This is a genomic window from Chitinophaga nivalis (assembly GCF_025989125.1).
GTDB classification, from domain to species: domain Bacteria; phylum Bacteroidota; class Bacteroidia; order Chitinophagales; family Chitinophagaceae; genus Chitinophaga; species Chitinophaga nivalis.
Genome location: NZ_JAPDNR010000001.1, coordinates 4,871,756 through 4,896,514, shown reverse-complemented (window position 1 = coordinate 4,896,514; position 24,759 = coordinate 4,871,756). Strand labels below are relative to the sequence as shown.

General features: G+C 48.5%; 24 protein-coding genes. 13 read left to right on the top strand and 11 right to left on the bottom strand.

Features of this window, described 5'->3' with window-relative positions; genetic code table 11:
* On the top strand, window positions 1-519 hold the full coding sequence (locus tag OL444_RS19590) for a hypothetical protein (RefSeq protein ID WP_264730439.1): 519 nt from the start codon (window positions 1-3) through the stop codon (window positions 517-519).
* 2 nt (window positions 520-521) lie between these two features.
* Here OL444_RS19590 and OL444_RS19585 read toward each other — a convergent pair whose 3' ends face one another.
* Genes OL444_RS19585 through OL444_RS19575 form a run of 3 tightly spaced genes read right to left on the bottom strand, consistent with a single transcriptional unit; the run spans window position 522 to window position 2,121 of the window.
* Window positions 522-1,190 carry a phosphatase PAP2 family protein gene (locus OL444_RS19585; protein WP_264730441.1) on the bottom strand — a complete coding sequence of 223 codons (669 nt, stop codon included), beginning with the start codon at window positions 1,188-1,190 and terminating at the stop codon, window positions 522-524.
* A 4-nt stretch (window positions 1,191-1,194) separates the two neighbouring features.
* Window positions 1,195-1,641: a DinB family protein gene (locus OL444_RS19580; protein WP_264730443.1), complete on the bottom strand. Its 447-nt coding sequence runs from the start codon at window positions 1,639-1,641 to the stop codon at window positions 1,195-1,197.
* A gap of 27 nt (window positions 1,642-1,668) precedes the next feature.
* Window positions 1,669-2,121 (bottom strand): MarR family winged helix-turn-helix transcriptional regulator, encoded by a 453-nt coding sequence (locus OL444_RS19575; protein ID WP_264730445.1) that lies wholly within the window; start codon window positions 2,119-2,121, stop codon window positions 1,669-1,671.
* 141 nt (window positions 2,122-2,262) lie between these two features.
* On the opposite strand from OL444_RS19575, the gene OL444_RS19570 reads away from it, so the two are divergent.
* Both OL444_RS19570 and pncB read left to right on the top strand, forming a co-directional pair.
* Complete coding sequence (locus tag OL444_RS19570) at window positions 2,263-3,093, top strand: ion transporter (protein WP_264730447.1); 831 nt, start codon at window positions 2,263-2,265, stop codon at window positions 3,091-3,093.
* Between the two features lie 66 nt (window positions 3,094-3,159).
* A complete protein-coding gene (gene pncB, locus OL444_RS19565; protein WP_264730449.1) occupies window positions 3,160-4,326 on the top strand; it encodes a nicotinate phosphoribosyltransferase in 1,167 nt (388 codons plus the stop codon).
* A gap of 54 nt (window positions 4,327-4,380) precedes the next feature.
* Here the strand turns inward: pncB and ypfJ are convergent, their stop codons facing one another.
* Complete coding sequence (gene ypfJ / locus OL444_RS19560) at window positions 4,381-5,247, bottom strand: KPN_02809 family neutral zinc metallopeptidase (RefSeq protein ID WP_264730451.1); 867 nt, start codon at window positions 5,245-5,247, stop codon at window positions 4,381-4,383.
* A 157-nt stretch (window positions 5,248-5,404) separates the two neighbouring features.
* Between ypfJ and OL444_RS19555 the strand changes: the two genes are divergently transcribed.
* From OL444_RS19555 to OL444_RS19540, 4 genes are read left to right on the top strand one after another with little or no spacing between them, the layout of a single operon-like run.
* Window positions 5,405-6,415 (top strand): NADP-dependent oxidoreductase, encoded by a 1,011-nt coding sequence (locus OL444_RS19555; RefSeq protein ID WP_264730453.1) that lies wholly within the window; start codon window positions 5,405-5,407, stop codon window positions 6,413-6,415.
* A gap of 8 nt (window positions 6,416-6,423) precedes the next feature.
* Entirely contained in the window at window positions 6,424-7,251 is an 828-nt protein-coding gene (gene fdhD, locus OL444_RS19550) for a formate dehydrogenase accessory sulfurtransferase FdhD (RefSeq protein ID WP_264730455.1), read from the top strand.
* A 47-nt stretch (window positions 7,252-7,298) separates the two neighbouring features.
* Entirely contained in the window at window positions 7,299-9,593 is a 2,295-nt protein-coding gene (locus OL444_RS19545; protein WP_264730457.1) for an FdhF/YdeP family oxidoreductase, read from the top strand.
* Window positions 9,594-9,596: 3 nt separating this feature from the next.
* A complete protein-coding gene (locus tag OL444_RS19540; RefSeq protein ID WP_264730459.1) occupies window positions 9,597-10,148 on the top strand; it encodes a putative glycolipid-binding domain-containing protein in 552 nt (183 codons plus the stop codon).
* A 78-nt stretch (window positions 10,149-10,226) separates the two neighbouring features.
* Here the strand turns inward: OL444_RS19540 and OL444_RS19535 are convergent, their stop codons facing one another.
* On the bottom strand, window positions 10,227-11,294 hold the full coding sequence (locus OL444_RS19535; RefSeq protein WP_264730461.1) for an NAD(P)H-dependent flavin oxidoreductase: 1,068 nt from the start codon (window positions 11,292-11,294) through the stop codon (window positions 10,227-10,229).
* Between the two features lie 45 nt (window positions 11,295-11,339).
* Entirely contained in the window at window positions 11,340-13,196 is a 1,857-nt protein-coding gene (locus OL444_RS19530; RefSeq protein WP_264730463.1) for a BamA/TamA family outer membrane protein, read from the bottom strand.
* A 218-nt stretch (window positions 13,197-13,414) separates the two neighbouring features.
* Between OL444_RS19530 and OL444_RS19525 the strand changes: the two genes are divergently transcribed.
* Complete coding sequence (locus OL444_RS19525; protein WP_264730466.1) at window positions 13,415-13,576, top strand: DUF1328 domain-containing protein; 162 nt, start codon at window positions 13,415-13,417, stop codon at window positions 13,574-13,576.
* A 187-nt stretch (window positions 13,577-13,763) separates the two neighbouring features.
* Here OL444_RS19525 and OL444_RS19520 read toward each other — a convergent pair whose 3' ends face one another.
* Window positions 13,764-14,522 carry a DUF695 domain-containing protein gene (locus OL444_RS19520; protein WP_264730469.1) on the bottom strand — a complete coding sequence of 253 codons (759 nt, stop codon included), beginning with the start codon at window positions 14,520-14,522 and terminating at the stop codon, window positions 13,764-13,766.
* A gap of 350 nt (window positions 14,523-14,872) precedes the next feature.
* On the opposite strand from OL444_RS19520, the gene OL444_RS19515 reads away from it, so the two are divergent.
* Together OL444_RS19515 and OL444_RS19510 are read left to right on the top strand one after the other, a co-directional pair.
* Complete coding sequence (locus OL444_RS19515) at window positions 14,873-17,356, top strand: TonB-dependent receptor (protein ID WP_264730471.1); 2,484 nt, start codon at window positions 14,873-14,875, stop codon at window positions 17,354-17,356.
* 42 nt (window positions 17,357-17,398) lie between these two features.
* Window positions 17,399-17,872, top strand: coding sequence for an acyl-CoA thioesterase (locus tag OL444_RS19510; RefSeq protein WP_264730473.1), 474 nt, complete (start codon window positions 17,399-17,401; stop codon window positions 17,870-17,872).
* 102 nt (window positions 17,873-17,974) lie between these two features.
* On the opposite strand, the gene OL444_RS19505 is transcribed toward OL444_RS19510, so the two are convergent.
* The 3 genes from OL444_RS19505 to OL444_RS19495 all read right to left on the bottom strand — a co-directional run bounded on the left by OL444_RS19505 (window position 17,975) and on the right by OL444_RS19495 (window position 20,420).
* On the bottom strand, window positions 17,975-19,666 hold the full coding sequence (locus OL444_RS19505) for an ABC transporter ATP-binding protein (RefSeq protein ID WP_264730475.1): 1,692 nt from the start codon (window positions 19,664-19,666) through the stop codon (window positions 17,975-17,977).
* 253 nt (window positions 19,667-19,919) lie between these two features.
* Window positions 19,920-20,147 carry a hypothetical protein gene (locus tag OL444_RS19500; RefSeq protein WP_264730476.1) on the bottom strand — a complete coding sequence of 76 codons (228 nt, stop codon included), beginning with the start codon at window positions 20,145-20,147 and terminating at the stop codon, window positions 19,920-19,922.
* Window positions 20,148-20,231: 84 nt separating this feature from the next.
* Window positions 20,232-20,420, bottom strand: a complete 189-nt coding sequence (locus tag OL444_RS19495) for a hypothetical protein (protein WP_264730477.1) — start codon at window positions 20,418-20,420, stop codon at window positions 20,232-20,234.
* 103 nt (window positions 20,421-20,523) lie between these two features.
* On the opposite strand from OL444_RS19495, the gene OL444_RS19490 reads away from it, so the two are divergent.
* From OL444_RS19490 to nfi, 3 genes are read left to right on the top strand one after another with little or no spacing between them, the layout of a single operon-like run.
* Window positions 20,524-21,189, top strand: a complete 666-nt coding sequence (locus OL444_RS19490; RefSeq protein WP_264730479.1) for an MgtC/SapB family protein — start codon at window positions 20,524-20,526, stop codon at window positions 21,187-21,189.
* Between the two features lie 3 nt (window positions 21,190-21,192).
* Window positions 21,193-22,392: a DUF763 domain-containing protein gene (locus OL444_RS19485; RefSeq protein WP_264730480.1), complete on the top strand. Its 1,200-nt coding sequence runs from the start codon at window positions 21,193-21,195 to the stop codon at window positions 22,390-22,392.
* Window positions 22,393-22,413: 21 nt separating this feature from the next.
* On the top strand, window positions 22,414-23,109 hold the full coding sequence (nfi, locus tag OL444_RS19480; protein ID WP_264730483.1) for a deoxyribonuclease V: 696 nt from the start codon (window positions 22,414-22,416) through the stop codon (window positions 23,107-23,109).
* On the opposite strand, the gene OL444_RS19475 is transcribed toward nfi, so the two are convergent.
* Window positions 23,106-24,734, bottom strand: coding sequence for a hypothetical protein (locus OL444_RS19475; RefSeq protein WP_264730484.1), 1,629 nt, complete (start codon window positions 24,732-24,734; stop codon window positions 23,106-23,108). The genes nfi and OL444_RS19475 overlap by 4 nt on opposite strands.
* Window positions 24,735-24,759: the final 25 nt, after the last annotated feature.

Below are 24,759 nucleotides of genomic sequence, written 5' to 3'. Positions count from 1 at the left end.
ATGTATATTCCATTTATTCTTTTCTTCGTATTTCTTTTTTGGTATGGTATGTTCCGTTTTCGCAGCTTCCGCAAAGGTGCCTCCGGAAAACGTCATCATCCGCCGGCAAATGGAGAAGATGCCAGTGGCGTAGCTAAAATTACAGGTGTAGCCAACAGCGTTTTCAGTGTATCCAAATACCTGCGCTGTATCCGCAACACATCGCCAGAGCGCTTTATCACGGTAGCCGTAGATCAGGTCATTACCACCAGTATGGGCACTTCGCATAAATCGCGGCTCTTCGAACACCTCGCGCCCGGTGAAGAACGCCGGTTAGGCCATGCTGATCATGTACGGGAAGGGAAACACCGGATTTATATTGGCTATGAAATACTATGGGCACAATACAGCGCTACACCAGCCTGGTATACCCGTCAAACCAACGACACCACTTCGGCGGCTGCCATCTACAGCGACATGATGAAACATCATCAGTCATTGCTGCAGGAGATGGAAGACACGCAGGATGAACTGTGGTAATGTCAGGACAGCTGCCCCGTGGTACCTGCCGCATACCCCTTACCCTGTATAAACGCCAGCCACAACATGCTCAGCGCAATACCTTCTGTAGCACCGGCTATCACATCTTCAAAAAAATGCTGACTCATATACATACGGGAATAAGCTACCAGTATCGCCAGCAGCAGATACAATATCGGTAAATACCTGTTTTTACTATAGTACGCCAATACGGTAGCTGCGGTAAAAGCACATACGCTGTGCCCCGAAGGGAAGCTCCGGAAATTATCCAATACTTCTACCCCCGGTACAAAATAAATATCATGCAACCGCTCCACGAAATAACGGCGCGGCCGCGGAAAGGCTACCAGAAATTTCAGGGCGAAGTTTACCAGCGCCGTAAAACAATAGGCAGTAGCCAATACAAATGCCTGCCGCCGGTTAAAAAAAGCCAGCAATACCACCAGTATTACAGCAGCTCCTGTACTCCCAAGATGTGTAATATAGGGAAACAGCACATCTCCTGCGTTGGTATGTAAACGGTTGATATAAAAATAAATCTCTTCCCGGCTATACAAAAAACGCAACGGCAACAAAACAGCCAGTAAGACAATAAATGGCCATACAAAATACCGGAGTTGCCGGTATACCTGTATCCATCGTTGAGAAAAAGCAGCCCGTTTCGGTTTCATCCGGTTATGATTGGGTAAGACGACGATGATAATTGATCTGCCCCAAATGATAATTCAGGTGTGTACTCAGGTGTACCAGGAAATGACCTACCGTCAGATCGCCGGACAACACTTTCTCCGGATAGGGTTTTTCCATTTCTTCCGGGGTAAGTCCTACTATAACGGTGAGTAATATACGCCGGGTGGTACCGATCTGTGTCAGCATATCCTGCCGGGGTACATTTTTGGCGCTGAACTCCAGCTCCCGGTTACGTACATAATCTGTTTTTCCCAATACGGCTCCTACGAAATGCTGCAGGTTACCACACAGATGCAGGCATAAATTGCCGGCTGAATTATGAATACCAGCCGGTACCCGCCAGATGGCGGCTTCTGTTTCATACGCGGCTATTTCTTCTTCCAGGCGGCTCATGTCCCGCTCAAATAAGTTGATCAATATACTGCTTAACATGTACTAAAGATAAGGAACAGTTCCTGATCATCTCTTTACATTCTGATGAATTTTTTCCAGGATGGACTGTGCCAGCAGAATATCCTGCCGGGAAATGCCCTGTTCCGCCAATTCCATGACAGCTAACGCCAACGGGTATACTTTTTCTTTCAGGGCACGGCCGGTGCTGGTAAGCCACACCCGCTTGCTTCTGCCATCCAGGTCGTCCGGGCGGCGGTGTACCAGTGCCCTTTTCTCCAGGTTATCCAATAATTTTGTGAGGCTGGCCTTATCTTTGTCAGTCTTGTCTGCCAGCTCCTGTTGCCGGCAGCCATCCTGCTCTCCCCACAGGCAGCGCAGGATAAAATACATGTCGGGCGTAATGTCGATGTTTGCTTCCATAAAAACGCTCAGTAACCGCAGGCGGTAAGCGGTATGCGCTTTCATGACGGCTCTGCTGATATGCGTGTGCAGCCGGTTGGTAATATCAGGTTTTTGCATAGTATGGTTAAATATTAAACGCAGATTCACAGCCTGATCAGGCACCCACCTGTTGAACAGGCAACTATTTTCCGGGCAACTGATCAGACTGTAAACATAAATGAGCAACGATTTGTTTAAATGTAAGATAACCGAGCAGGGATGAATAATCAATCACACAGGCAACTCAGCCCGTTCCAACAGAAATGGCACAATATCATATTTGAAGCAGATACGCCCGCAGGAAAGGCTTTCGACATTATACTGCTCATCGCTATCATCATCAGCGTGCTGGTAGTCATGCTGGAAAGTGTAGCCTCCCTCCAGGCGAAACTGGAAGCATGGTTTACCCTGCTGGAGTGGATATTCACCATCCTGTTCACGATTGAGTATCTGTTCCGTATCTGGTGCAGCTATCGACCCAAGGCCTATATCTGGAGTTTTTACGGGCTGATAGATCTCTTATGTATTTTGCCTACCTATGCAGAAGTCTTTTTTGGCGGCGCCCATTTTCTGCTTACCATCCGTATTTTGCGCCTGATGCGGATTTTCAGGATTTTCAAACTGGTACCTTTTCTGAACGAAAGCCGGCAGTTGTCTTTGGCCCTGCAGCAAAGTAAAAGGAAGATCATGGTATTCCTGTTTTTTATCGGGTTGCTCACCATGGTACTGGGCGCCATCATGTATGTCATTGAATGCAACCACAACTCTGGCTTTACCAGCATTCCGGTTAGTGTATACTGGGCCGTGGTAACCCTTACCACAGTGGGTTATGGCGACATTGCGCCGGTAACGCCCATCGGACAGGCTTTTTCCGCCGTGATTATGATCATGGGTTACGCCATTATTGCCGTGCCTACCGGCATTGTTACTGTGGAAATGAGCCGCATCCGTCACCGTGATGAAGTAGACCAACGGGTATGCCCGCATTGTATGCGGGAAGGACACGAAACCGATGCGGTCTATTGCAAATTCTGTGGCAGTAAACTATAACCAACACTATTTTTTATCCATACGGAGCACCCGCACAGGTGATTTCTTTCCGCTAAATAATCAGTAATGATATTAACGTCTATTCTTGACAATGACTTTTACAAATTTACCATGCAGCATTGTGTGGTTAAATTATTCCCGAAGGCGCGTGCCCGTTATACATTTATCAACCGCGGCCAGCATGCCTTTCCGCCCGGATTCGCCACTGCACTGCAACAAGCTGTAAACGACCTGCAACACCTGCAACTCACGACGGAAGAAAAGGATTTCCTGGCTGTCACCTGTCCTTACCTGGACCCCACCTACCTGGATTTCCTGCAAGGCTACCGTTATAACCCGGCAGAAGTACAGATCTCCCAACAGGGCGACCAGCTGGAAGTACATGTGAGCGGCTATTGGTACCGGACCATTTTGTGGGAAGTCCCGCTGATGTCGCTCATCTGTGAACTATATTACCAGCTCACTGGCCAGGAACGCGTACCGGATGAGGAAGTGGTGCGTATCACCCGGGAAAAGATCGAAAAATACCGCGAACTGCAGATCACGATTGCCGACTTTGGCAGCAGGCGCCGGCATTCCATCGCTGTACACCGGCTGGTCGTAAAAGCTTTACAGGAGTATGGCGCCGGATGTTTTATCGGCACCAGCAATGTACACCTGGCCATGAGCCAGGGCGTGAAGCCCGTAGGTACCCATGCGCATGAATGGTTTATGTTTCATGGCGCCAAATATGGTTTCAAGATGGCTAATATGCTGGGCCTGGAACATTGGGTACAGGTATACCGGGGCGATCTGGGAATTGCCTTATCAGATACCTATACTACGCCTGTATTCTTTGAACAGTTCGATAAAAAATTCGCCAAGCTGTTCGACGGTGTACGCCACGACAGCGGGGATCCGATTCTCTTTGCCGATCGTACCATTGCACACTACAAAGGCAAAGGCATTGATCCGCTCAGCAAAACCATCATCTTTTCCGACGGTCTTGATTACGAAAAGGTAGCTGCCATTGCAGCTTACTGCCGCGGCAAGATCGGGATGTCGTTTGGTATTGGTACCAACTTCACCAATGATGTGGGGTTAAAAGCGTTGAATATTGTGGTGAAGATGTATGAAGCCCTTCCGGAAGATGCGCCCAGGTGGACGCCTGTAGTGAAGTTATCGGATATCAGCGGAAAATATACCGGTGATGAAAAAATGATTGCACTCGCCAAAGAGATCCTCGATATTTAAGCGACCCTGCTGCTGTACCTTGTCAGATACAGCAGCAGGATCCCTCCTATTATTTTAACGGCCGCCTAAACCAATACCTGTATCGCCCTGGCGGAAATCGCCCGTCTCATAGCCTTTTTTAAACCAGAACATTCGCTGTTCGGAAGTACCATGTGTAAAGGCATCCGGTACTACACGGCCGGTGCCGGCTTCCTGCAGCTTATCATCGCCTACCGCGCTGGCAGCATTCAGGCCGGACTGGATATCGCCGGGCACAATTATGTTACGCGTTTTTTCTGCGTGATTGGCCCACAATCCGGCGAGGAAGTCAGCCTGCAGCTCCAGCTTTACCGACAGTTTGTTGTATTCCGTCTCACTCAGACGGCCCCGCATGGATTGTACCTTTCTGCTGATCCCCAGCAGATTTTGTACGTGGTGGCCTACTTCATGCGCAATCACATACGCCCGGGCAAATTCTCCTTTTACACCGAAACGCTGTTCCAGCTCATTAAAGAAAGATACATCGAGGTATACCCGCGCATCTGCCGGGCAATAAAAAGGTCCCATGGCAGATTCCGCGGCGCCGCAACCGGAGGTGGTGGCATCCGTAAACAATACCATTTTGGGTTTTTCGTAATTCAGCTGTAGCCGTTCAAACTCCTGTTTCCATACATCTTCCGTACTCGCAAGAATTTTGGAAGAAAAAATTTCGATGGCGGATGCATTTTCTTTGGTCACCTGTGATACGGATTCTTCACCGCCACCGGGGCCCTGTACCTGTTGTACGGCCTGCATTACCTGTTGCGGGTCCTGCTTAAAGAGCAATGCCAGCACAATGATAATGACGCCACCGATACCGCCGCCAATACCAATTTTACGCATACCGCCGCCGCCAGAGCGGCGTTCTACGTTGTCGCTCATTCTTTCGTCATCCAAACGCATAGTAGAGATAGAATTTAGTAGTTAGTTACTTACCCGAAATTACATTTTTACGCGATATTACTGCACATTTAGCCAGTTAAACTTATTATTAAACAATAGATACGCCGGACCGGTTATTTTATTCGTTAAATTAGTTCTTTATAAATAATCATTCGTTATGAAGGTAAAACAGATCTTGTTCGTTTCCCGCCCCAAGGGCCTGCCAACCATGGAGAATTTCACGACCACCGAAACAACACTGCCGGAAATCGCTGCTGGCGAAGTATTACTTAAACCTGTTTATTTTTCAGTTGATCCGTATATGCGTGGCCGTATGAATGATGAGAAGTCCTACATTCCCCCCTTTCAGACCGGCCAGCCTATGGAAGGTGCTGGGGTGGCGGAAGTGGTGGAAAGTAAGGACCCGGACTACAAAGCCGGCGATCTGGTGATGCCTGGCAGTACCCGTCCTTTTCTGCCCTGGGCTACCGGTGTCATCTTTTCCGGGAAAGACCTCCGGAAACTGGATACCAGCATTCCTGCCAGCTATTACCTGGGCATATTGGGCATCACCGGCCTTACCGCCTACTTTGGCCTGATGGATATCGGCAAACCCAAACCGGGGGAGACAGTCGTTGTTTCCGGCGCAGCCGGTGCGGTTGGCCTGGTGGTGGGCCAGCTGGCCAAACTACAGGGATGCCGCGTCGTAGGTATCGCCGGCGGTCCCGAAAAAGTGAAAATGCTGACGGATACTTTCAACTTTGATGTGGCCATCGATTATAAAAACAATCATAAACTGGCTACTTCCATTGCTTCGGCCTGCCCCAATGGCGTAGATATTTATTTCGACAATGTGGGTGGTGAGATCTCAGATGCTGTCATAAAACACCTGAACTTCTTTGCCCGGGTACCTTTATGTGGCCAGATCGCTTTATATAATAGTACCGAAGAGCCGGTAGGACCACGGATACAACCTTATCTGCTCACGCGCAGCATTCTGATGCAGGGATTCACCATGGTCAATTACACGGCACGGCTGGGTGAAGGCATACAATATATTGCTCCCCTCGTGAAAGCCGGCAAGCTGAAATCCCAGGAAACCGTGGTAGAAGGATTTGACCATTTACCCACCGCTTTACTGGGATTATTTTCCGGTAAAAATAATGGGAAGATGGTGGTGAAAGTGTAAATTTGATTATGCTACATTCCGTTGTCCATACCCATATTAAAAAGGTGGCTGCTGCCGGTATTACTGATACCAGCGATATACTGGCAACAGAAGAACCACTGGAAATAAGGCTGGTATATGGTCCGCAATCGGATCGCCGGCAGCAAGGCATTTCCGTGACCATGCGTACACCTGGTCATGATGAAGAGCTGGCTGCCGGCTTTCTTTTTACAGAAGGGGTACTGACTTCCGGCCAGGCCATACAGGATGTTATATGCACCAGCAGCGAAGATGGCGCCATAGCAACGGTGCATCTCCATGAACACATACAACCCCGGCTGGAAAAGGTAGAACGCAACTTCCAGGCGACGGCCGCCTGCGGCGTATGTGGAAAATCATCGCTGGCTGCTATTCATACAGCCGTTACCGTTAGTCAGCAAAATAATTTCACCATTCCGGCTACCACTTTGTACCAACTCCCCGACCTGCTACGCAGGGAGCAGGCGGTATTTGCAGGTACCGGCGGGCTGCATGCAGCAGCCCTCTTCGATAGCACCGGCAAACTACTGCTGCTGCGGGAAGATATCGGCCGCCATAACGCCGTGGATAAAGTCATCGGCGCCCGGCTGGCTACCGATCAGCTGCCCATCGATCACTACTTGTTATTATTGAGCGGACGCGCAGGTTTTGAATTGATACAGAAAGCAGCCATGGCAGGCATTCCGGCCATCGCTGCCATCGGTGCCCCTTCCAGCATGGCCGTAAAAATGGCCGAAGCCTGGAACATCACCCTGGTAGGCTTTCTGCGGGAACAACGTTTCAATATTTATTCGGTGCCCGACAGGATCATCCTGTAATCACCGCACCTTTCTTGCTATACATACGGTTATCTAAATGTATTCATATGGACAGTGCAGAAAATCCTGTAAAATTCACAGGCATTAAGCTCAGCCAGCCTAAAACAGTAGCCGCCGGCATCCCCGCAGTGATATCCAGTATGCGGCACATACTGGAAGAAATGAATGCCTTCCGTGGCATGAAAGCATTGCTGGAACTGAACCAGAAAGATGGATTCGACTGCCCCGGCTGCGCCTGGCCCGACCCCGATGATGAAAGGTCCGGCATTGCAGAATACTGTGAAAACGGGGCCAAAGCGGTAGCAGAAGAAGCCACTACCAAAAAAGTGACGCCGGAATTTTTTGCACAGCACAGCATTGAAGCACTTGGTCAGCTCACCGATTACGAGATCGGTAAAAAAGGCAGGATTGCCCACCCGATGTACCTGGCTCCCGGCGCGACCCATTATGCTCCTATCTCCTGGGAAGATGCCTTTCAGCGCATCGCCGCCCACCTGAAAAAATTAGCTTCTCCCAACGAAGCCGTCTTTTATACTTCCGGCAGAACCAGCAATGAAGCCGCTTTCCTCTATCAATTACTGGTAAGGGAATATGGTACCAACAACCTGCCGGATTGTTCCAATATGTGCCACGAGTCCAGCGGCGTAGCCTTGGGTGAATCCCTGGGCATCGGCAAAGGGTCGGTTACCCTGGAAGATATGTACGCCGCGGAAGTGATCATCATCCTCGGGCAGAACCCCGGCACCAATCACCCCCGTATGCTGTCTGCCCTGCAGAAAGCAAAAATGAACGGCGCCACCATCATTGCAGTAAACCCCTTGCCGGAAACCGGATTGCTGAACTTCCTCAATCCGCAAACCGTCAAAGGCGTCCTGAATATCAAAACACCCCTGACCGATATTTTCCTGCAGGTAAAGATCAATGGCGACATGGCCCTCTTAAAAGCCATCGCCCTCCTCCTGCTGGCAGCAGAAGATGAAAACCCCGGCCATGTTTTTGACCAGGACTTTATCCGGGATCAGACGGCCGGCTACACAGCCTATATCCAGCACCTGCGGGAACAACACCTGGAAGAACTGGTGGCCGACAGCGGCGTGCCCCTGGAAAACATACAGGCTGCCGCACAGGCCCTGTTGCATAAAAATAAAATTATTACCTGCTGGGCAATGGGGCTTACCCAACATAGAAATGCCGTAGCTACTATTCAGGAAGTGGTAAACCTCCTGCTCCTGAAAGGCAGCATCGGCAAACCCGGTGCGGGTACCTGTCCGGTACGTGGCCATAGCAATGTACAGGGCGATCGTACCATGGGTATCTACGAACAACCTTCCGTGGCCTTTCTGAACAGGCTGCAGGCATTATACGGTTTTACGCCGCCGCAGGAACATGGTTATGATGTGGTACATGCGATCCATGCCATGCATCGGGGCGATGCAAAAGTATTTATTGCGATGGGTGGTAACTTCCTCTCTGCTACCCCCGATACGCTGTATACTGCCGCCGCCCTGCGTAATTGCGACCTCACCGTTCATGTTTCTACTAAATTAAACCGGAGCCATGTCGTACATGGTAAAGAAGCCATTATACTTCCCTGCCTGGGCCGCAGTGATAAAGATATACAACAGGGCATCGCGCAGTTTGTTACCTGCGAAAATTCCATGGGCGTTATTCAGATGTCTAAAGGCAACCTGACACCGGTTTCTGATGACCTGAAAAGCGAACCCGCCATCATTTGCGGGCTGGCAACTGCCCTCATGGGTGCTGCTTCCGCCGTGCCCTGGCAACATTACGCACAACACTATGATCATATCCGCAATGATATTGAGAAGGTGATTCCCGGTTTCGACAACTACAACCAGCGGGTACGCCACCCCGGCGGATTTTACCTGCCGAACTGTACACGGGAAGGCCGGTTCGACACGCCCACCGGCAAAGCACATTTCAGTGTGGCGCCGGTAATACGTACACCGCTGGCCAACGATGAATATATGATGATGACCATCCGCAGTCACGACCAGTTTAATACAACCATCTATGGGCTGGATGATCGTTACCGTGGCGTATACCATGAACGCAGGGTCATCTTCATGAATCCCGCAGACATTGCTGCTGCCGGCTTTCAGCCCGGTGACGTGGTAGACCTGTATAACAACTACGACCATACGGAGCGCGTAGCGTATGGGTTTATTATCGTATCTTTCCGCATTCCGGAAAAATGTACAGCTACTTATTTTCCGGAAACAAATGTGCTGGTACCTGTTAACAGTGTGGCTGAGAAAAGCAATACGCCGACTTCAAAACTGGTGATCATCAAAATAAAATCATCTCAAATAAAACAATAGTACATGCAACCTATTATCTGGCAGGCTACCCGTTGGCCTGCTATTGAATACTGTACGTTAAAGGAGCAGGGGCATCATCATGTAGCTACCGGACGTATTACCGGCGTATCAGATCAGGAACCTTTCGCAATTCTGTATGAAGTGGAAATAACCAATGACTGGCGGGTATCTTCTTTTCATATCAGAAAAGAAGGACTGACTACAGGAGAATTAAAACTGACCAGCGACCTGCATGGGCATTGGTTCGATAAAGACGGGAACCATATCGGCGCCTTCGACGATTGTATCGATATCGATATCTCCCTCTCCCCTTTCACCAATACCTTACCTGTAAAAAGGCTGCATTTTGATACCGGAGAAAAAAAGATATTAAACATGCTGTACATTAAACTCCCGGAATTTGAATTGCAGAAAGTACAGCAACATTATACCAAACTGGATAACCACACCTACCGGTATGAAAATGTAACGACCGATTTCAAGGCAGACATTCCTTTTGATGAACAAGGCATCGTGCTGGACTATCCGGGTATTTTCACCCGTATTCATTACTGATCTTTATTATAACACCTCCGCCTGTACGAAAACAGGATGACCGGTTGCTGTACAGGCGGACGTATTGAAAATATAGTATCATCCTCCCAGCAGCGCAGCTGCCTCTTCCAGCATCTCCTGAAATATTACTGCCGCCGGCAACGCTTTGGCTTTACCCGCCGCCTGACCGGCCCACATGGCTATAAATGCCGGATTATCCTGCTCCTTCGCAATCCGCCGCACCGGCTGTGTTAAAGCATCCTGGATGGGATACGGATTGATCGCCAGCGCTGCAATGTCTACTTCATTGATCAGGGTATTAGGTACCCCTCTTGCCCAGCGGCCGGACATGGCACGCGTTAAACGTGTAGTCGTATCCGTTATTCCGGCCAAAGCCCTTTTATGTGCCGGTGTAGCAGCGCTTTCATCCGAACGCAGGTACACACTGCCGCTTTGCATACCGGCAGCGCCCAACATACGGGCAGCTGCAATACCGCGGCCATCCATGATGCCGCCGGCAGCAATTACCGGAACGCCTACACGATCTACGACCTGCGGCACTAATGCCAGCGTACCTGTCTGTGGCAATGTATCTGTCAGGAAAGAACCCCGGTGTCCGCCGGCCTCTATTCCCTGTACGACTATTACATTTACACCGGCAGCTTCCAGCGCTACCGCTTCGGCCACACTGGTAGCGGTCCCCGTCAGCAGGATCTGATGTGATTGCAGCAACGCTATCGCAGCCGCATCTGGTATACCGAAGGTAAAACTCACCTGCTGTACCCCTTCTTCCAGCAGTACCGGCAACTGATCCCGGTAACTATAAAACTGTAATTCGTTCAGGGCAACCGGGCTGGCCATGATCTGATGCGCCCCGTACAGGAACTGCAGGAATGCCTGCATCTGGTCAAAAGCAACAGGATCCTTATCTGATGGCAACTCATAAGTAAACAGGTTCACTGCAAAAGGCGCCTTTGTTAACGCTTTCACTTCCCGGATGAGGGAAGCTACTTTCGCAGGCGGCAACCCACCCACAGGCAGGGAGCCCAAACCGCCACTATTACTAATAGCCGCTACCATGGCGGGAGTGGTAATACCCAACATTGGCGCCTGTACCAAAGGATAGCGGATGCCTAACATACGTGTCAATTCATTCTGCCATTGCATAGTCCTCTATTTAGCTAATAAATTTACGGTATCGCTGATGAAATATCAACGGAAGTTTAAGAAGCCAGGCGCTCTCAGCGCAGACACGTCAAAGCGGAAATCCACGATGGTAGTGATTTCCAGGATAGCCTGCTTCATAGGATCCGGTGCATTGGGATAATAGTAGCCGGATACTTTAATCGTATTCAGGGAGAGGTTTTCATTACGTATCCGGAAACCGCCACCCAATCCGAGATACACGGGATTCTTCAACAGGTCGTCTTTCTCTGCCGTGATCATAGAGCCTTGTACGGAGGCGAAGAAGTTAAATTTAAATCCAAGGAATTTAAGCGGACTATAATACACCGTTTCTCCGCTGACATTCAGCCGCTGATAGCCATTCAGCCTGGTGTTCCGGAATCCCCAGATACCATATTCCATATTAATGTTCAGCGGCTTATAGAAAAACGGATTGGGATTATTCAGGTAGTCGATGGAAAAGAATTGCCGGAAACGGGACTTCCGGAAATTCAGCAACCGGCTGTAATACTCCAGCCGTGCGTGCATCACAGCATCTTCCGCCGACTTAGCCAGCCAGAAGCTGCTAATGCCTATGGTGGTATTAAAAAGTCCCATGCGCCGGGTAGTCCAGTATTTCTGCGCCTCAAAGCCGGTATACATCCGACGCCGGTCTTTCCAGCTTTCCCAGCCACTGGTGATATTGAGGTTATATCCCAGCGGGATATCCTCTGTTCGGCCAAACCCAAAAAAGTAGTGGGCTTTAAAATAGTCGAGCCGGTAGGCTTGTAATTGCAGCAGGTAATAGCGGTGGTTATTATATACCGGATCATCGGCAAACCGGGTCTGTTCGGGCCTGCGCTGGAACGACAGGTTATAGTGCCGGGCCAGCAGGGCGAAATTGGGCCGGCTGCCAATCGTACCTTTATGATTGTAGTTATTGATAAAATTGTATCCTACCCAGCCATCCAATACCGTATAGTTGTACTCCCGGAAAAGGCTGTCTTCTTCCTGAGGTGCAGCTCCTCTGATATTGATAGACCAGCTTTTGGAATAGGCAAACCCACCTACCCATTTGGCCGCATTGCGGTACAGGGGTCTGTTCAGGCTCACGTAAATCGTACCCTCGTATACGTTGGTATCCAGGGGTTGGTAGTTATTGAGTGTGGTATAGCCTACATTCACATCTATAAAAGTACCGGCCAGATTGTATTTGGTATACCGGGCTTCCGAATTCCAGGTAGGACTATAGTCAGACCGCCACTGGAGGCCTACTTTCACGCCCTGGCCGGCGCCGAATAAATTGTTGTTGGAAACGCCCGCACGGATATCCTTTGCACTGAACTGCGATAAGTCTGCACCATATTCAAATACATCTTTGGTCACTACCTCTACATCTATGGAATCTGTTGCCGGATCGGCATTACGTACATAGATACGGGCATCCTGAATAAAAGGGCGGTTACGCAGGTAACGTTCATTGTCCGCCATTTCAAAAGGGTCCAGCCGCTGGTCTTCCCGGAAAAACAGGGTTTGCCGGATCACCCAGGCCCGGGAGTCGTAATGCAACCGGTTAGCCAGGTGAATTAATTTCATGCTGGTGGTGAAAGTGGTATCATTAATATTGCGGGGACCAAACACCTTTACCTTCCGATAGTAGATATTCCTGATCACTTTGCCCGCAAAAGGGGTAAAATATGCCTCACTTTTAGTGATAATGCTATCGTTGTCGATGTCGGGAGTGGTGACATCCTGCTTCGTTATCCGCTTAATAAGGGTTTGCCGGTATTCTTTATGCCGGATAGAATCCCGGTATTCTCCTATTTTTTTGAAGATGCTATTATTTTTATGCGGAACCGTATCGCGGGAAAGCGAAGACTGTTGGCCTTCTCCGAAGGCAAACACACTGCAATGCAGGAAAGTTATCCAGCAAATAACAGTTATAGCAGTTAATATTTTGATGTATCTACTCAATCTAAGCAGCAGGCAACAATTATATTAAAAAAAAACCGAACCACCATTAATCCAATTATTGTGCAGAAGGAACGATAATTGTAAGATTTCCTGCAAACAGATCAGATAAAGTATTAAAATCTTTTCGTTCACCATAAAACCGTCAAGTTATGTTACGTTGGGCTTTAATATTTTTTATCATTGCTATCATTGCAGCCGTATTCGGGTTTGGTGGTATTGCGGCAGGCGCAGTGTCTATAGCAAAAATTCTCTTCTTTATTTTTCTGGTACTCTTTGTCGTTTCCCTGCTTGCAGGACTGCTGAGGAAATAAATACCAGGTATAATTATTACAGCCTTACCGGAAATAAGCTGGTAACGGCAGCTGTAAAATGAATGAGCGAAGATAAAAGCAGCGATGCGTGATCCTGCTTTTGTCTTCGCTCATGAATAATATAAAAAATAAAAAAAACGCTGCTATACTCCTGCACTATTTAGCCGTTACCGTTATACCCGGCCGGTTACTTCATAATGCTGGTTTCCCAACCGTCATACTCCGCATTCAGTTGCTGGGCCAGTTCCCACAGACTCATCACCACACTGTCGATGGTAGCCTCGTTGGCATTATCAGAACGGGCAATACATAACCGGAAAGGAAACTCCGGATTATCTACCTGCTGATCATGTACCAGGGTAAAGGCACTATCTTTTACATGTTCCCAGTAAGTCGTTTTATCTTCGGCTGTTCTGAAATGAATCCAATGTTCTATCGGACGCTCTATCTCAGATACATCTCCATGCTGCCGTAACATACGTAATACTTTCCTGTTCTGTATACGTTGAAACTCGTATACATCAGGAAACAGGAAATCGAAATACAATTCCCAGTTATTATCGTCTTTTACACCATAGTCATACCGGTAGTCCGGGAAGTTGATCATTGCATCCGCAATAAATTTATCATGCAATAATGTCGTGCCAGTATAAAAGTAGAAATCACGTACCCCGTTTGAAAAGGTTCTTCCTACGAAATGCGCATCCAGTTTGGTTTGTAGCTGTTCCACCAACCGGTCTTCTATTTCACCCATGATGGCAAACTCATCATTTTGTGGAAATCCGTCTTCACGTGGATTATTCAGATATACTGTTATATATATGGCATTCGGCTTTTCCTTCAGCGGTGCAAATCGTCTCAGATCCAGGTCAAGGCCTATAACTGCCGGACTTTCTTCAATATGACATGTGTAAATATCCCAATCCGGTCTGTAGTCCTTATGCATATAAAAAAATTAAAATAACGCAACAGCTGGCTGTAAAGATACGTAGCTCTATTTAACTATTGAAAAGATAAACTTATTCCGTCCTATTTTTTATCCACAAAATTTAACGTATGATCTGCAGGCCCTGAATACCATTACCAATCAGGCTTAACACTAATTAACAGTTGGGGAAAATGCACCCCTTACATACCAGATCGGCCACCAATCAACATTACAACCAGACACAAAGATGAAACTGACCACTGTAAAGGGTTCCATGCTGCCTTTTATCCCAAAAAACAACGATTCTTCGGGCAATAGAATTATTTTTATGACTTGATATAAATTGTTGGAAGCTAGTAAACGTAAACATGAGAAAAATTGTTTTGTCACTGACAGGATGGATGTTATTATTTCACCTCCCTCTCCTGGCGCAACATCCGCATGAAAAAAATGCAGATGCCACCGGCGCCTTATACGGGAAACTATTGGATGCTCAGACCAATAAGCCAGTGGAATATGCCTCTGTGGCCCTCCTGCGTGCTGATTCATCTGTGCTGACAGGTATGTTGTCTAAACCTAACGGAGATTTTAATTTCGAGCATGTCGCATTAGGTAAGTATCTCCTTAAAATTAATTTTATCGGTTATGAAACCACGTTCAAATCCGTGGCGCTTACACCTGCCAGCAACACCCTGGATGTAGGCAATATCCGGTTAAAAGCAAATGTAAAATCGCTGGCTGCCGTGAATGTGGTAGGCGAAAAACCGGCGTTCACCATGGCCATTGATAAACGCGTATTCAATGTAGATAAAAACCTCGCCAGCATTGGTGGTACTGCTACAGACGTACTGAAACAGGTACCTTCCGTGAGCGTGGATATAGATGGTAATGTAACGGTCCGCAACGGTACCCCTACCATCTTCATTGATGGCCGTCCTTCTACCCTCACCCTCGACCAGATTCCGGCAGACGCCATTGCCAATATTGAAGTAGTCACCAACCCATCTGCCAAGTATGATGCAGAAGGCATGAGTGGTATCCTCAACATTGTGCTCAAGAAAAACAAGAAAGCCGGTATCAACGGATTGATCAACCTGGGAGGCAGCTCACTCGGCAGCGCCAATGCAGGCATTGATTTCAACCTGCGGCAGCAACAGTTTAATTTCTTCCTGAGCTATAATATCCGTAACCGTGTGTCGCCTACAACCGGCCGCCTGTTCCGGAAAAACATGAACAAAGACACCTCTTTCCTGGAGCAATTACAGGAAGGCGATTTTTACCGCAAATTCCAAAATGGCCGTATCGGTTTCGATTGGTTCATCGACAACCGCAACACCCTCACGGTATCCCAGTCGCTGACCGGCGGTAACTTCAACCGGTATAACAATCAGACGTTGCATGAAATGGATGCCCGCCAGCAGCCACTTCGCTATGGTACGGGGGTAGACAATACCAGAAATGGTTTCCGTAATTATACCACCCAGCTGGGCTATAAGCATACTTTTGCCAAAGAAGGAGAAGAACTGACGGCCGACTTTACCTATAACCGCGCCACCGGAGATAACTCTTCTGAATACAGCCTGCAGTACTATAACCTGAACGGAGATCCTATTTACGATCCCAAAAGGCCGGAAGAACGCTATGGCGAAGGTAAAGGGACGACCACTTACCTCACCGGCCAGGTAGATTATGTAAAACCATTTACGCCCACCAGTAAAATAGAAGCCGGACTACGTACCAATAACCGTCGGTTCGACAACTATACCAATACCATGGGTAAACAATACCCGGGCGGTAACTTCCTGCTGGACTCCGCACTCTCCAATAACTATCATTATCAGGAGCAGATCAATGCCGCCTATGTGAGCTACACCGGCGCCAAAAATGATTTCGGCTATCAGGTAGGGTTAAGAGCAGAGCAATCCAATTACAGCGGAGAAACCAGACTGGGCACCAAAGAATCGTACAAAATCAATTATCCGGTGAGCCTGTTCCCCAGCTTATTCCTCTCCCAGAAACTGAAAGGGGATCATGAGCTCCAACTCAACTATAGCCGCCGTATCCGCCGGCCCTGGTTCAGGGATCTGTTGCCGACTATTGAATACAGCGGACAAAGTGCCAGCCGTGGTAATCCGGAACTGAAACCGGAATTCACCAACTCATTTGAGTTGTCGTACCTGAAAGATATCGCGCATAAACACAATATCCTCGTGTCTTTATACTACCGTAATACCAATAATGCCATTACGGATTTTTATGTAGATACTACCCTTAACCTGAACGGACAAACGCAGCGGGTGCTGCTCTCCTATCCGATCAATGCCAATACCCGTAATTCCTATGGCGCAGAAATTACGCTGAGAAGTCAGCTGACCAGCTACTGGGACCTGACCACCAACGTGAACCTGGCGCAGACAAAAATCAACGCATCCGGTAATGGCGACAACTTGTCCAATCAGGGTTTTATCTGGTTCGGTAAAGTCAACAGCAATACCAAACTGCCGTGGAACCTTACCCTGCAGATAGCCGGTGAATATGAGTCCAGGCAAATCCTCCCACAGGGACAACGGGAACCTTCCTGGTCTATTGATGCTGCCATCAAGAAAGACCTGCTGAAAAATAAAGCCTTGTCCATTTCTTTAGGCATCAATGATATTTTCAACAGTGACCGTAACCTGAGCTATACCAATACCGCCTTTTCCGAACAGGAGAATTATCGCAAGCGGCTCACCCGTGAGCTACGGCTCAATGCTACCTGGCGCTTTGGTAAACTGGATACCCATCTCTTCAAACGCAAGAGCAACAAATCCAAGGAAGGTAATATGGAAATGAATAACGGAGAAGGTAATTAATTCGTACTTTACAGCGCATTAGTTTCTCCTTATTATTATTTTATGGACTCGATTTATCATACAATTACTTTACGTTTCCTGGCAGAACCTTCCGATGTAAATTTCGGGGGCAAGGTACATGGTGGCTCTGTAATGAAATGGATAGACCAGGCCGGCTATACCTGTGCTGCCAACTGGAGCGGCCAATATGCCGTTACGGTGTATGTGGGTGGTATTCGTTTTTTCAAACCTATTTCCATCGGCGACCTGGTAGAAATCAACGCCTCTATCATCTACACCGGTAATACCAGCATGCACATCTCCATCGATGTATTTGCGGGTAATCCCCGGCAGCAAAAGAAAGCCAAGACCACTCACTGTGTAATGGTATTTGCAGCGGTAGACGACAATGGCAAAACCGTACCTGTACCGAAGTGGACACCCAGAACTGTCAATGAAACCAACATGGAGTCCTACGCTAAAAAGCTGATGGACCTGCGGAAAGATATTGATGAAGAAATGAAGCCATATATGTAATCCGGTATTTCAACGGGGCATCCCGATACCATAAAGCGCGAAGCGGAAAACAATCCTTTGTTTTCCGCTTCGCGTTTTTATATAATAAGTTAAGTAAGATCATCAGCTGGCAAACTGCATATCACTGAGCATGCGATACAAACCACTGTCCAGGCCTATCAGTTCAGCGTGGGTACCTTCTTCCACAATACGTCCTTTGTCCAGTACAATGATCTTGTCGGCCTTGCGCACCGTAGCCAGGCGATGGGCAATCACAATGGAAGTACGTCCTTCCATCAGCTTGTCCAGCGCATCCTGTACCAGTTTTTCGGATTCAGAATCCAGGGCGGATGTTGCCTCATCGAGGATTAAGATACGTGGGTTTTTCAGTACTGCCCGTGCAATGGCAATACGTTGCCGCTGCCCGCCGGAGAGCTGTATACCCCGTTCTCCCACTACCGTATTCAGACCTAACGGGAACCGTTGTATGAATTCCCACGCATTGGCTTTACGCGCCGCTTCCTCCATTTCTTCCGGGGTAGCATCCGGCTTGCCATAGGCCAGGTTTTCTGCAATGGTGCCACCAAACAGGAATACATCCTGGGGTACCACGGCCATCTGTGTCCGCAGTTCTGATAAGGGAATGGTGCGGTTGTCGCGGCCGTCGAACAGGATTTCTCCGCCTACGCCATCATACAGGCGCAGCAAAAGGGACACGATGGTACTTTTACCGGCGCCGCTGGGGCCTACCAGGGCTACTTTCTGATCGGCATACACCTCAAAGGAAACATCCTGCAGGATCTGCAGATCAGGACGGGAAGGATAATGGAAAGACAGGTTGCGGAAGCTGATCTGTCCGTCCAGCTGGTTTTCCGGAGCAATCGTATGCACCTCGGTAATATCTTCTTCCGGTTCATCCAGTATTTCCAGTAAGTGTTCTGTTGCGCCGATGCTACGCTGTAAGTTGGTATATACTTCTGCCAGCCCCGCTACAGAACCGCCAATAAAAACAGAATAGAGCACAAAGGAAATCAGCGAGGGCGTTGTCATGCCAATGGCCACGCCTCTCCAGATAACTGCTACCAGCGCTCCGAAGATACCCAGGATAATAAAGGAAGAAAAAGCACCGCGGAATTTACCCCCTTTCATACCAATGCGGGCCGCTGCGTTGGTACGCACACGGTAACGGGCAATTTCAAAATATTCGTTGGCAAACGCCTTTACATTCAGGATACCTTGCAGGGTTTCCTCTACCACTGTATTGGAGGCCGCCACTTCCTCCTGTACTTCTTTCGAGAACTCGCGGATGAATTTCCCGAAGAATACCGCGATCACCATCATTATCGGAAAAATGGCCAGCATAAAGGCTGTGAGCTGCCAGGAAGTAATCAACAATATAATAATACCACCTATTACCAGAATTATCTGCCGGATAAATTCGGCCAGTGTGGTGGTAAATGTTTCCTGTAAGAGAGAGATATCTGACGATATGCGACTGCTCAGTTCTCCGACTCTCCGCTCGAGGAAAAATTTCATCGGCAGTTTGATCAGATGGCTGTAGATGGTTTGCCGCAAAGCTGCCAGGGTTTTCTCCGTAACATTCACAAATAAAACAATACGGAAAAAGGAGAAAATGGATTGCCCTACCAGTACTGCTACCAGCAATAATCCGGCGCGATTCATTCCCTGGAAAAGGACATCGTGGTTTTTGGGATCTACCAGATCTCCCAATAACTGCGGAAACGCTAAACCTGCAGAACTGGATACCAGCAGGAACAGCATGCCCAGGGTAAATTCTGCCCAAAAAGGCTTCACGTATTTAAAGAGTCGGAATGTTTTCTTCAGCGCCGCAAGCTTTATCTTTTGTTTTGGTGCCGGGGTGTTGCTTTCGTTTTGCATCAGGATAAAGTTCTTTGTTTGAGGGGAGACGAACAGGCGCCAAATATATTGTAAAATGCTCCAAAATAAAAAAACAGCCTTACCAAATAAGCATACGCATGCCATAAAAGAGAACGGTTGCGTGATAGCGGTTCTCTTTTATAACATGCGTAATACCGGTAATACTCACTTAATTTTTCCGGGAAGAATCTCCTCCGGGCGAGCCGGGTGGCGGTGTTCTGTCTAATGGCACGGTGTCGGGCAAAATGGCCGCCGTATCCACGTTTTCATTGTTAATACCGGCAGAATCAGTAGCTACCGAATTGTTTCTGTCTCCTTCTCCGTTACCACATGCCGTCAGCAACAGGGCTGAAATACCCGCTGCCAGCAGCATGGCGGATAATGTTGATCCTTTCATAATAATACCAGATTAAGGGTGAAGTAATTTGCTTTGAGGTGGTTAACATCTCCTTCTTCCTTCGTACTGGTATTAGCCGACTGTTTATCTGATACTGTCGGTACGGTGTTGGGTACTGTCTGTTTTCAGGGTACTTTCTACCTTAGGCAGTGTAGTCGCTGCGGAGTCAGCCTCTTTGCTCACTTCCTTCGCTCCGTTACAGGCGAATAGCAACAAACTTAAAATACCCGCTACACAGATGACCATACAAAATTTATATACTAGCAGTTTCATAAAACGGTATATAGTTAGTAGTGATAGATGATTATCATTACATGAGAGGAAAGAATTATGCCAACCCTTACATTTGTATCAAATATTTCAATATTTCCCGCACATGAAACATTTAATGCAGATCATACAGGAAGATCAGTTGCTGAAAGTACTGATCGCTTTATTGATGGGCGCTATACTGGGCCTGGAGAGGGAATATAAGCGCAAAGCCGCCGGTATGCGTACCATGACGCTGATTTGTGTGAGCTGTACTGTTTTCACCATCCTGTCTGCTGAAATGGGCTATCCTGCCAGTGCCGATCGTATTGCCTCCAACATCCTTACCGGCGTGGGTTTCATTGGTGCAGGCGTTATATTTAAAGGAGATTATGCCATTGATGGCATCACCACCGCTGCTACCATCTGGGTGGCGGCAGCTATCGGTATGGCGGTGGGCATGAGTCAGTACCTACTGGCAGGCTCCACGCTGGTAGCAGGCATTGTAGTACTTATAGGAATGGAATACCTGGAATTTAGGGTGGCCATCATTAATGATAAAAAACTCTACACTATTTTCTATTATGAAGAAAAATTTCCACAGGACGATCTGGAAACTGTGCTGCAGCAATACAAATTAAAATACAAGCGCATGCTGATCATGCGAAAAGAGGATATCATAGAAGTCAACTATGCGGTACGCGGTCACCGGGATCAGCTCAGACAACTGGACAGCTATTTGCTGCAGAACAAGAACATTTTTGAATATAAAGTACAAACGAATCCGATATAAACCATGCCCTCCCACGCAGATCTGCCTTTACATTACGGCCATGTGCCCCCCTGGCTGGCCAAACGAATGAGCCTACTGGGCGGCGCCATCATAGAAGCGATATTGGTGGATTACGGCAAATCAGCTGTTATACAGCGGCTCAGTGATCCTTGCTGGTTTCAGGCCCTGGGATGTGTGCTGGGCATGGACTGGCACTCTTCCGGCATTACCACCAGCGTCATGGGGGCGTTGAAGAAAGCCCTTAATCCGCGGGCGAAAGAACTGGGTATTTACATCTGTGGCGGAAAAGGCCGCCATAGCAAGCAAACACCCGCAGAGCTGCAGGCCTTCGCCGAAAAGACCGGCCTGCCCGGCGAACAGCTGATCTACAGCAGCAAGCTAACCGCTAAAGTAGACAATACGGCTATCCAGGATGGCTTTCAGCTGTACCTGCATTCTTTTATTGTATCAGACGAAGGAGAATGGGCAGTGGTACAACAAGGCATGAATGACGCCAGCAGTATGGCCCGCCGCTATCACTGGCATTCCGCTGCTTTCCGTTCTTTTACGGAAGCGCCGCATACCTTCATTTATGGCCGCAATCAGGGCCAGATCCTGAATCTGACGGACCTCCTGGCCGGCGATACCAAAGCAGGCATTCTGCAACTGACAAGGGAGAAACCGGCCCACCTGCTGCCGGAGATACGCCACCTGATTATGCCCACGCACCACGAAGTACGGGCAGAAAATGTAAACCTGAAAAGATTGGGTAGTGTACTGGCGCTGGCACATGAAACCCGGCCGGCAGATTTTACTTCCCTGCTGATGCTGGAAGGTCTCGGCCCCAGAACGCTGCAGTCGCTGACACTGGTCAGTGAAGTAATACACGGCACTCCTTCCCGCTTTGAAGACCCTGCGCGCTTTTCGTTTGCTCACGGTGGTAAAGACGGGCATCCTTTTCCGGTACCCGTAAAGATCTACGATGAAACCATCGATACGCTGAAAGACGCCCTGCAGAAAGCTAAAATTGGCCACTCGGATAAACAGGAAGCTATCCGTAAATTATCCGTGCTGGCCCAGCAGATAGAACAAGACTTTGAACCGAACACCAATTTTGAAAAACTCATGGCGCAGGAACGACAACAATCCTGGCAATACGGGGGCAGAACCGTTTTCGGGAAAGCTGCCAAACCGAAAGACGGAGAACAGTTAACGCTCTTTTAAATCACCACCATATCCGCTATTATGATTGACTACGACGTATTAAGCGTACCGGAAGCTACGGCCATACAAAAAAACCTGCAGGACCAGACCATCCTCACTCCTTTTAACGGACCAATCAACTATATCGGCGGCGCTGATATTTCTTTCAATAAATTCAGTACAACGGTCTATGCAGGTATCGTAATACTCCAATATCCTTCCCTGATTCCGGTGGGTTACAGCCTCGTGAAAAAAGAGGTACACTTTCCCTATGTACCTGGTTTTCTGGCGTTCCGGGAAGTGCCGGCCCTGCTGGATGCCTGGCAGCAACTACCCGTCAAGCCCGATATCCTGGTGGTAGACGGGCATGGTATTGCCCATCCGCGACAAATGGGTATTGCCACGCATTTCGGCGTATTAACCAATCAGCCTACCATTGGCAGTGCCAAAAAGAAACTGTACGGACAATTTGAAGAACCCGGGCCTAACCGGGGCGACTATACGCCATTAACCGGCAGGCAAGGAATGTTGCTGGGTCATGTACTGCGCAGCAAGCCCAATGTGAAACCTGTTTTTGTTTCACCGGGGCATCGAACAGGTATGACAGACAGCTTGCAACTGATTATTTCCTGCCTCCGCAAACATCGCCTGCCGGAACCTACGCGGCTGGCTCATAACGCCGTTAATCAGTTCCGGCTGGGTCAACTGCCGGAAGGCTGGACAGCACTGGCTGTCTAAAACTGTATCCAGGCGATATTGGCCTTTTTCTCGGATCCCTGCCGGGAAATGATAACGGTAGCGTATACACGATTATCAGCATTGTAATCTGCGGCGCCCATCATACCCGCATAACCTTTGGTTACTTCCGGCGCACCAAACAGAAACAGTCTTTCCATTTTTCCGGCATAAAAACGATAGCAGACGAAATTGGCATCTGCCGCATACTTCAATGGTTTGCGCGTTTTCTCCTGTCCGCCGCTGTCGAGGTATTGCAGATAATCATTAAACAGTACAAAGGAGGCATCCGGAATACTGATATAGTCGTAGGATAGATAGGTATTGGTATTCAGGGCGGCAATCTTGTTCCGGAAAACCCATTCACTTTTATTGCGACGGTGCTGGAGGAATGGTTCACAGATGCCCATAATTACCTGCGACTTGGAAACCGCCATGGTAGTAATTTCCCGACCATCGTTATCCAGTTCGGCGATACCGGCATCGCCCATATTGGTATGTAGTTTATTGATCTGCGCATTCCCCTGTTTAAAGGAATAGATGTTTTCCAGCAGTAAGGTACTGCTGCCGTCATCTCGCTGCAGGAGACGCTGTGGCACGCCTTTATAGCCATCTTTGTATCCCAGGTTCATGCGCACGTTGCGGGATAATTCCGGGAATGACAGCATGGTATGTTTACGCAGCTTGCCGGTAAAAGGAGATAATATATTCAGGAAGGTGCCACTGCCGCCATCTGACTGCTGCGACGGTACCTGTAATAATAACCGTACCTGTTGCAGCCTGGGCAGCGGGAACAGTTCTCCGGTAACATCACCGTAATTGGCCGTATAGGCGAGTACGTTACTCTCAAAAGATGATGAGTCCGGAGACAGCATAGAAAACACCACCGACGACCAGGGTTCGCTGCCCTTACGCTTTGTATTGAACCCGGCAGTAGCCAGGTATACTTTTTCGCGCCCCTGCACAGCCATGCTGATATAACTGAAATAGTTATACGCCGTATCCTGTAAATACAACCAGCCTTTATTGATCAGGGTATGTTCCGGAGAGAAATGCAGTACCTGGATGCGTTCCCGGATACTATCCGTTCGCTGGATGGCAGCGCCGGAGAAAAACGCCACGGCATAATGATCGCTGTGGCGGTCCTTTTCCACGTAGCAGTCGTGCGAAGCCAGGTTATCCTGCGTATACACGCTGCGGTGACGGATGGAGGGCAAGGCACCCAGTTTGTCTTCCTGTCGCAGCTTGCCGGTTTCCCCGTCCAGGATGAGGCGATACAACACGGGACTATCCTTCACAATCTGCTGCAGAAATACGACCGGCTGGCCTTTGATTTCAAAGATGCCGTCTATTTCCGTGGATTCCAGATCTGCGGCATTCCACAGCTGCGAACGCACAGTATCTGTTGCCGCCAGCTCCCGTTTGGGATTATATACATTGACGGTCAGTCCTTCTTTCCTGGCAAAATGGAGATAGATGGTATTCCCGTTTTTTAGTTGCAACAGTTTATCCCATCCATCTCCCGGTTCAGCGAAAGCAGGTCCCAGTGTTGCCACCGGTACCTGCCCCCAGGCAGTAGCGGCCCATAACAATATTCCACTTAACACCTGCCATTTTAAATATCTCATCTGTTTATCAATTAATAATTTCAAA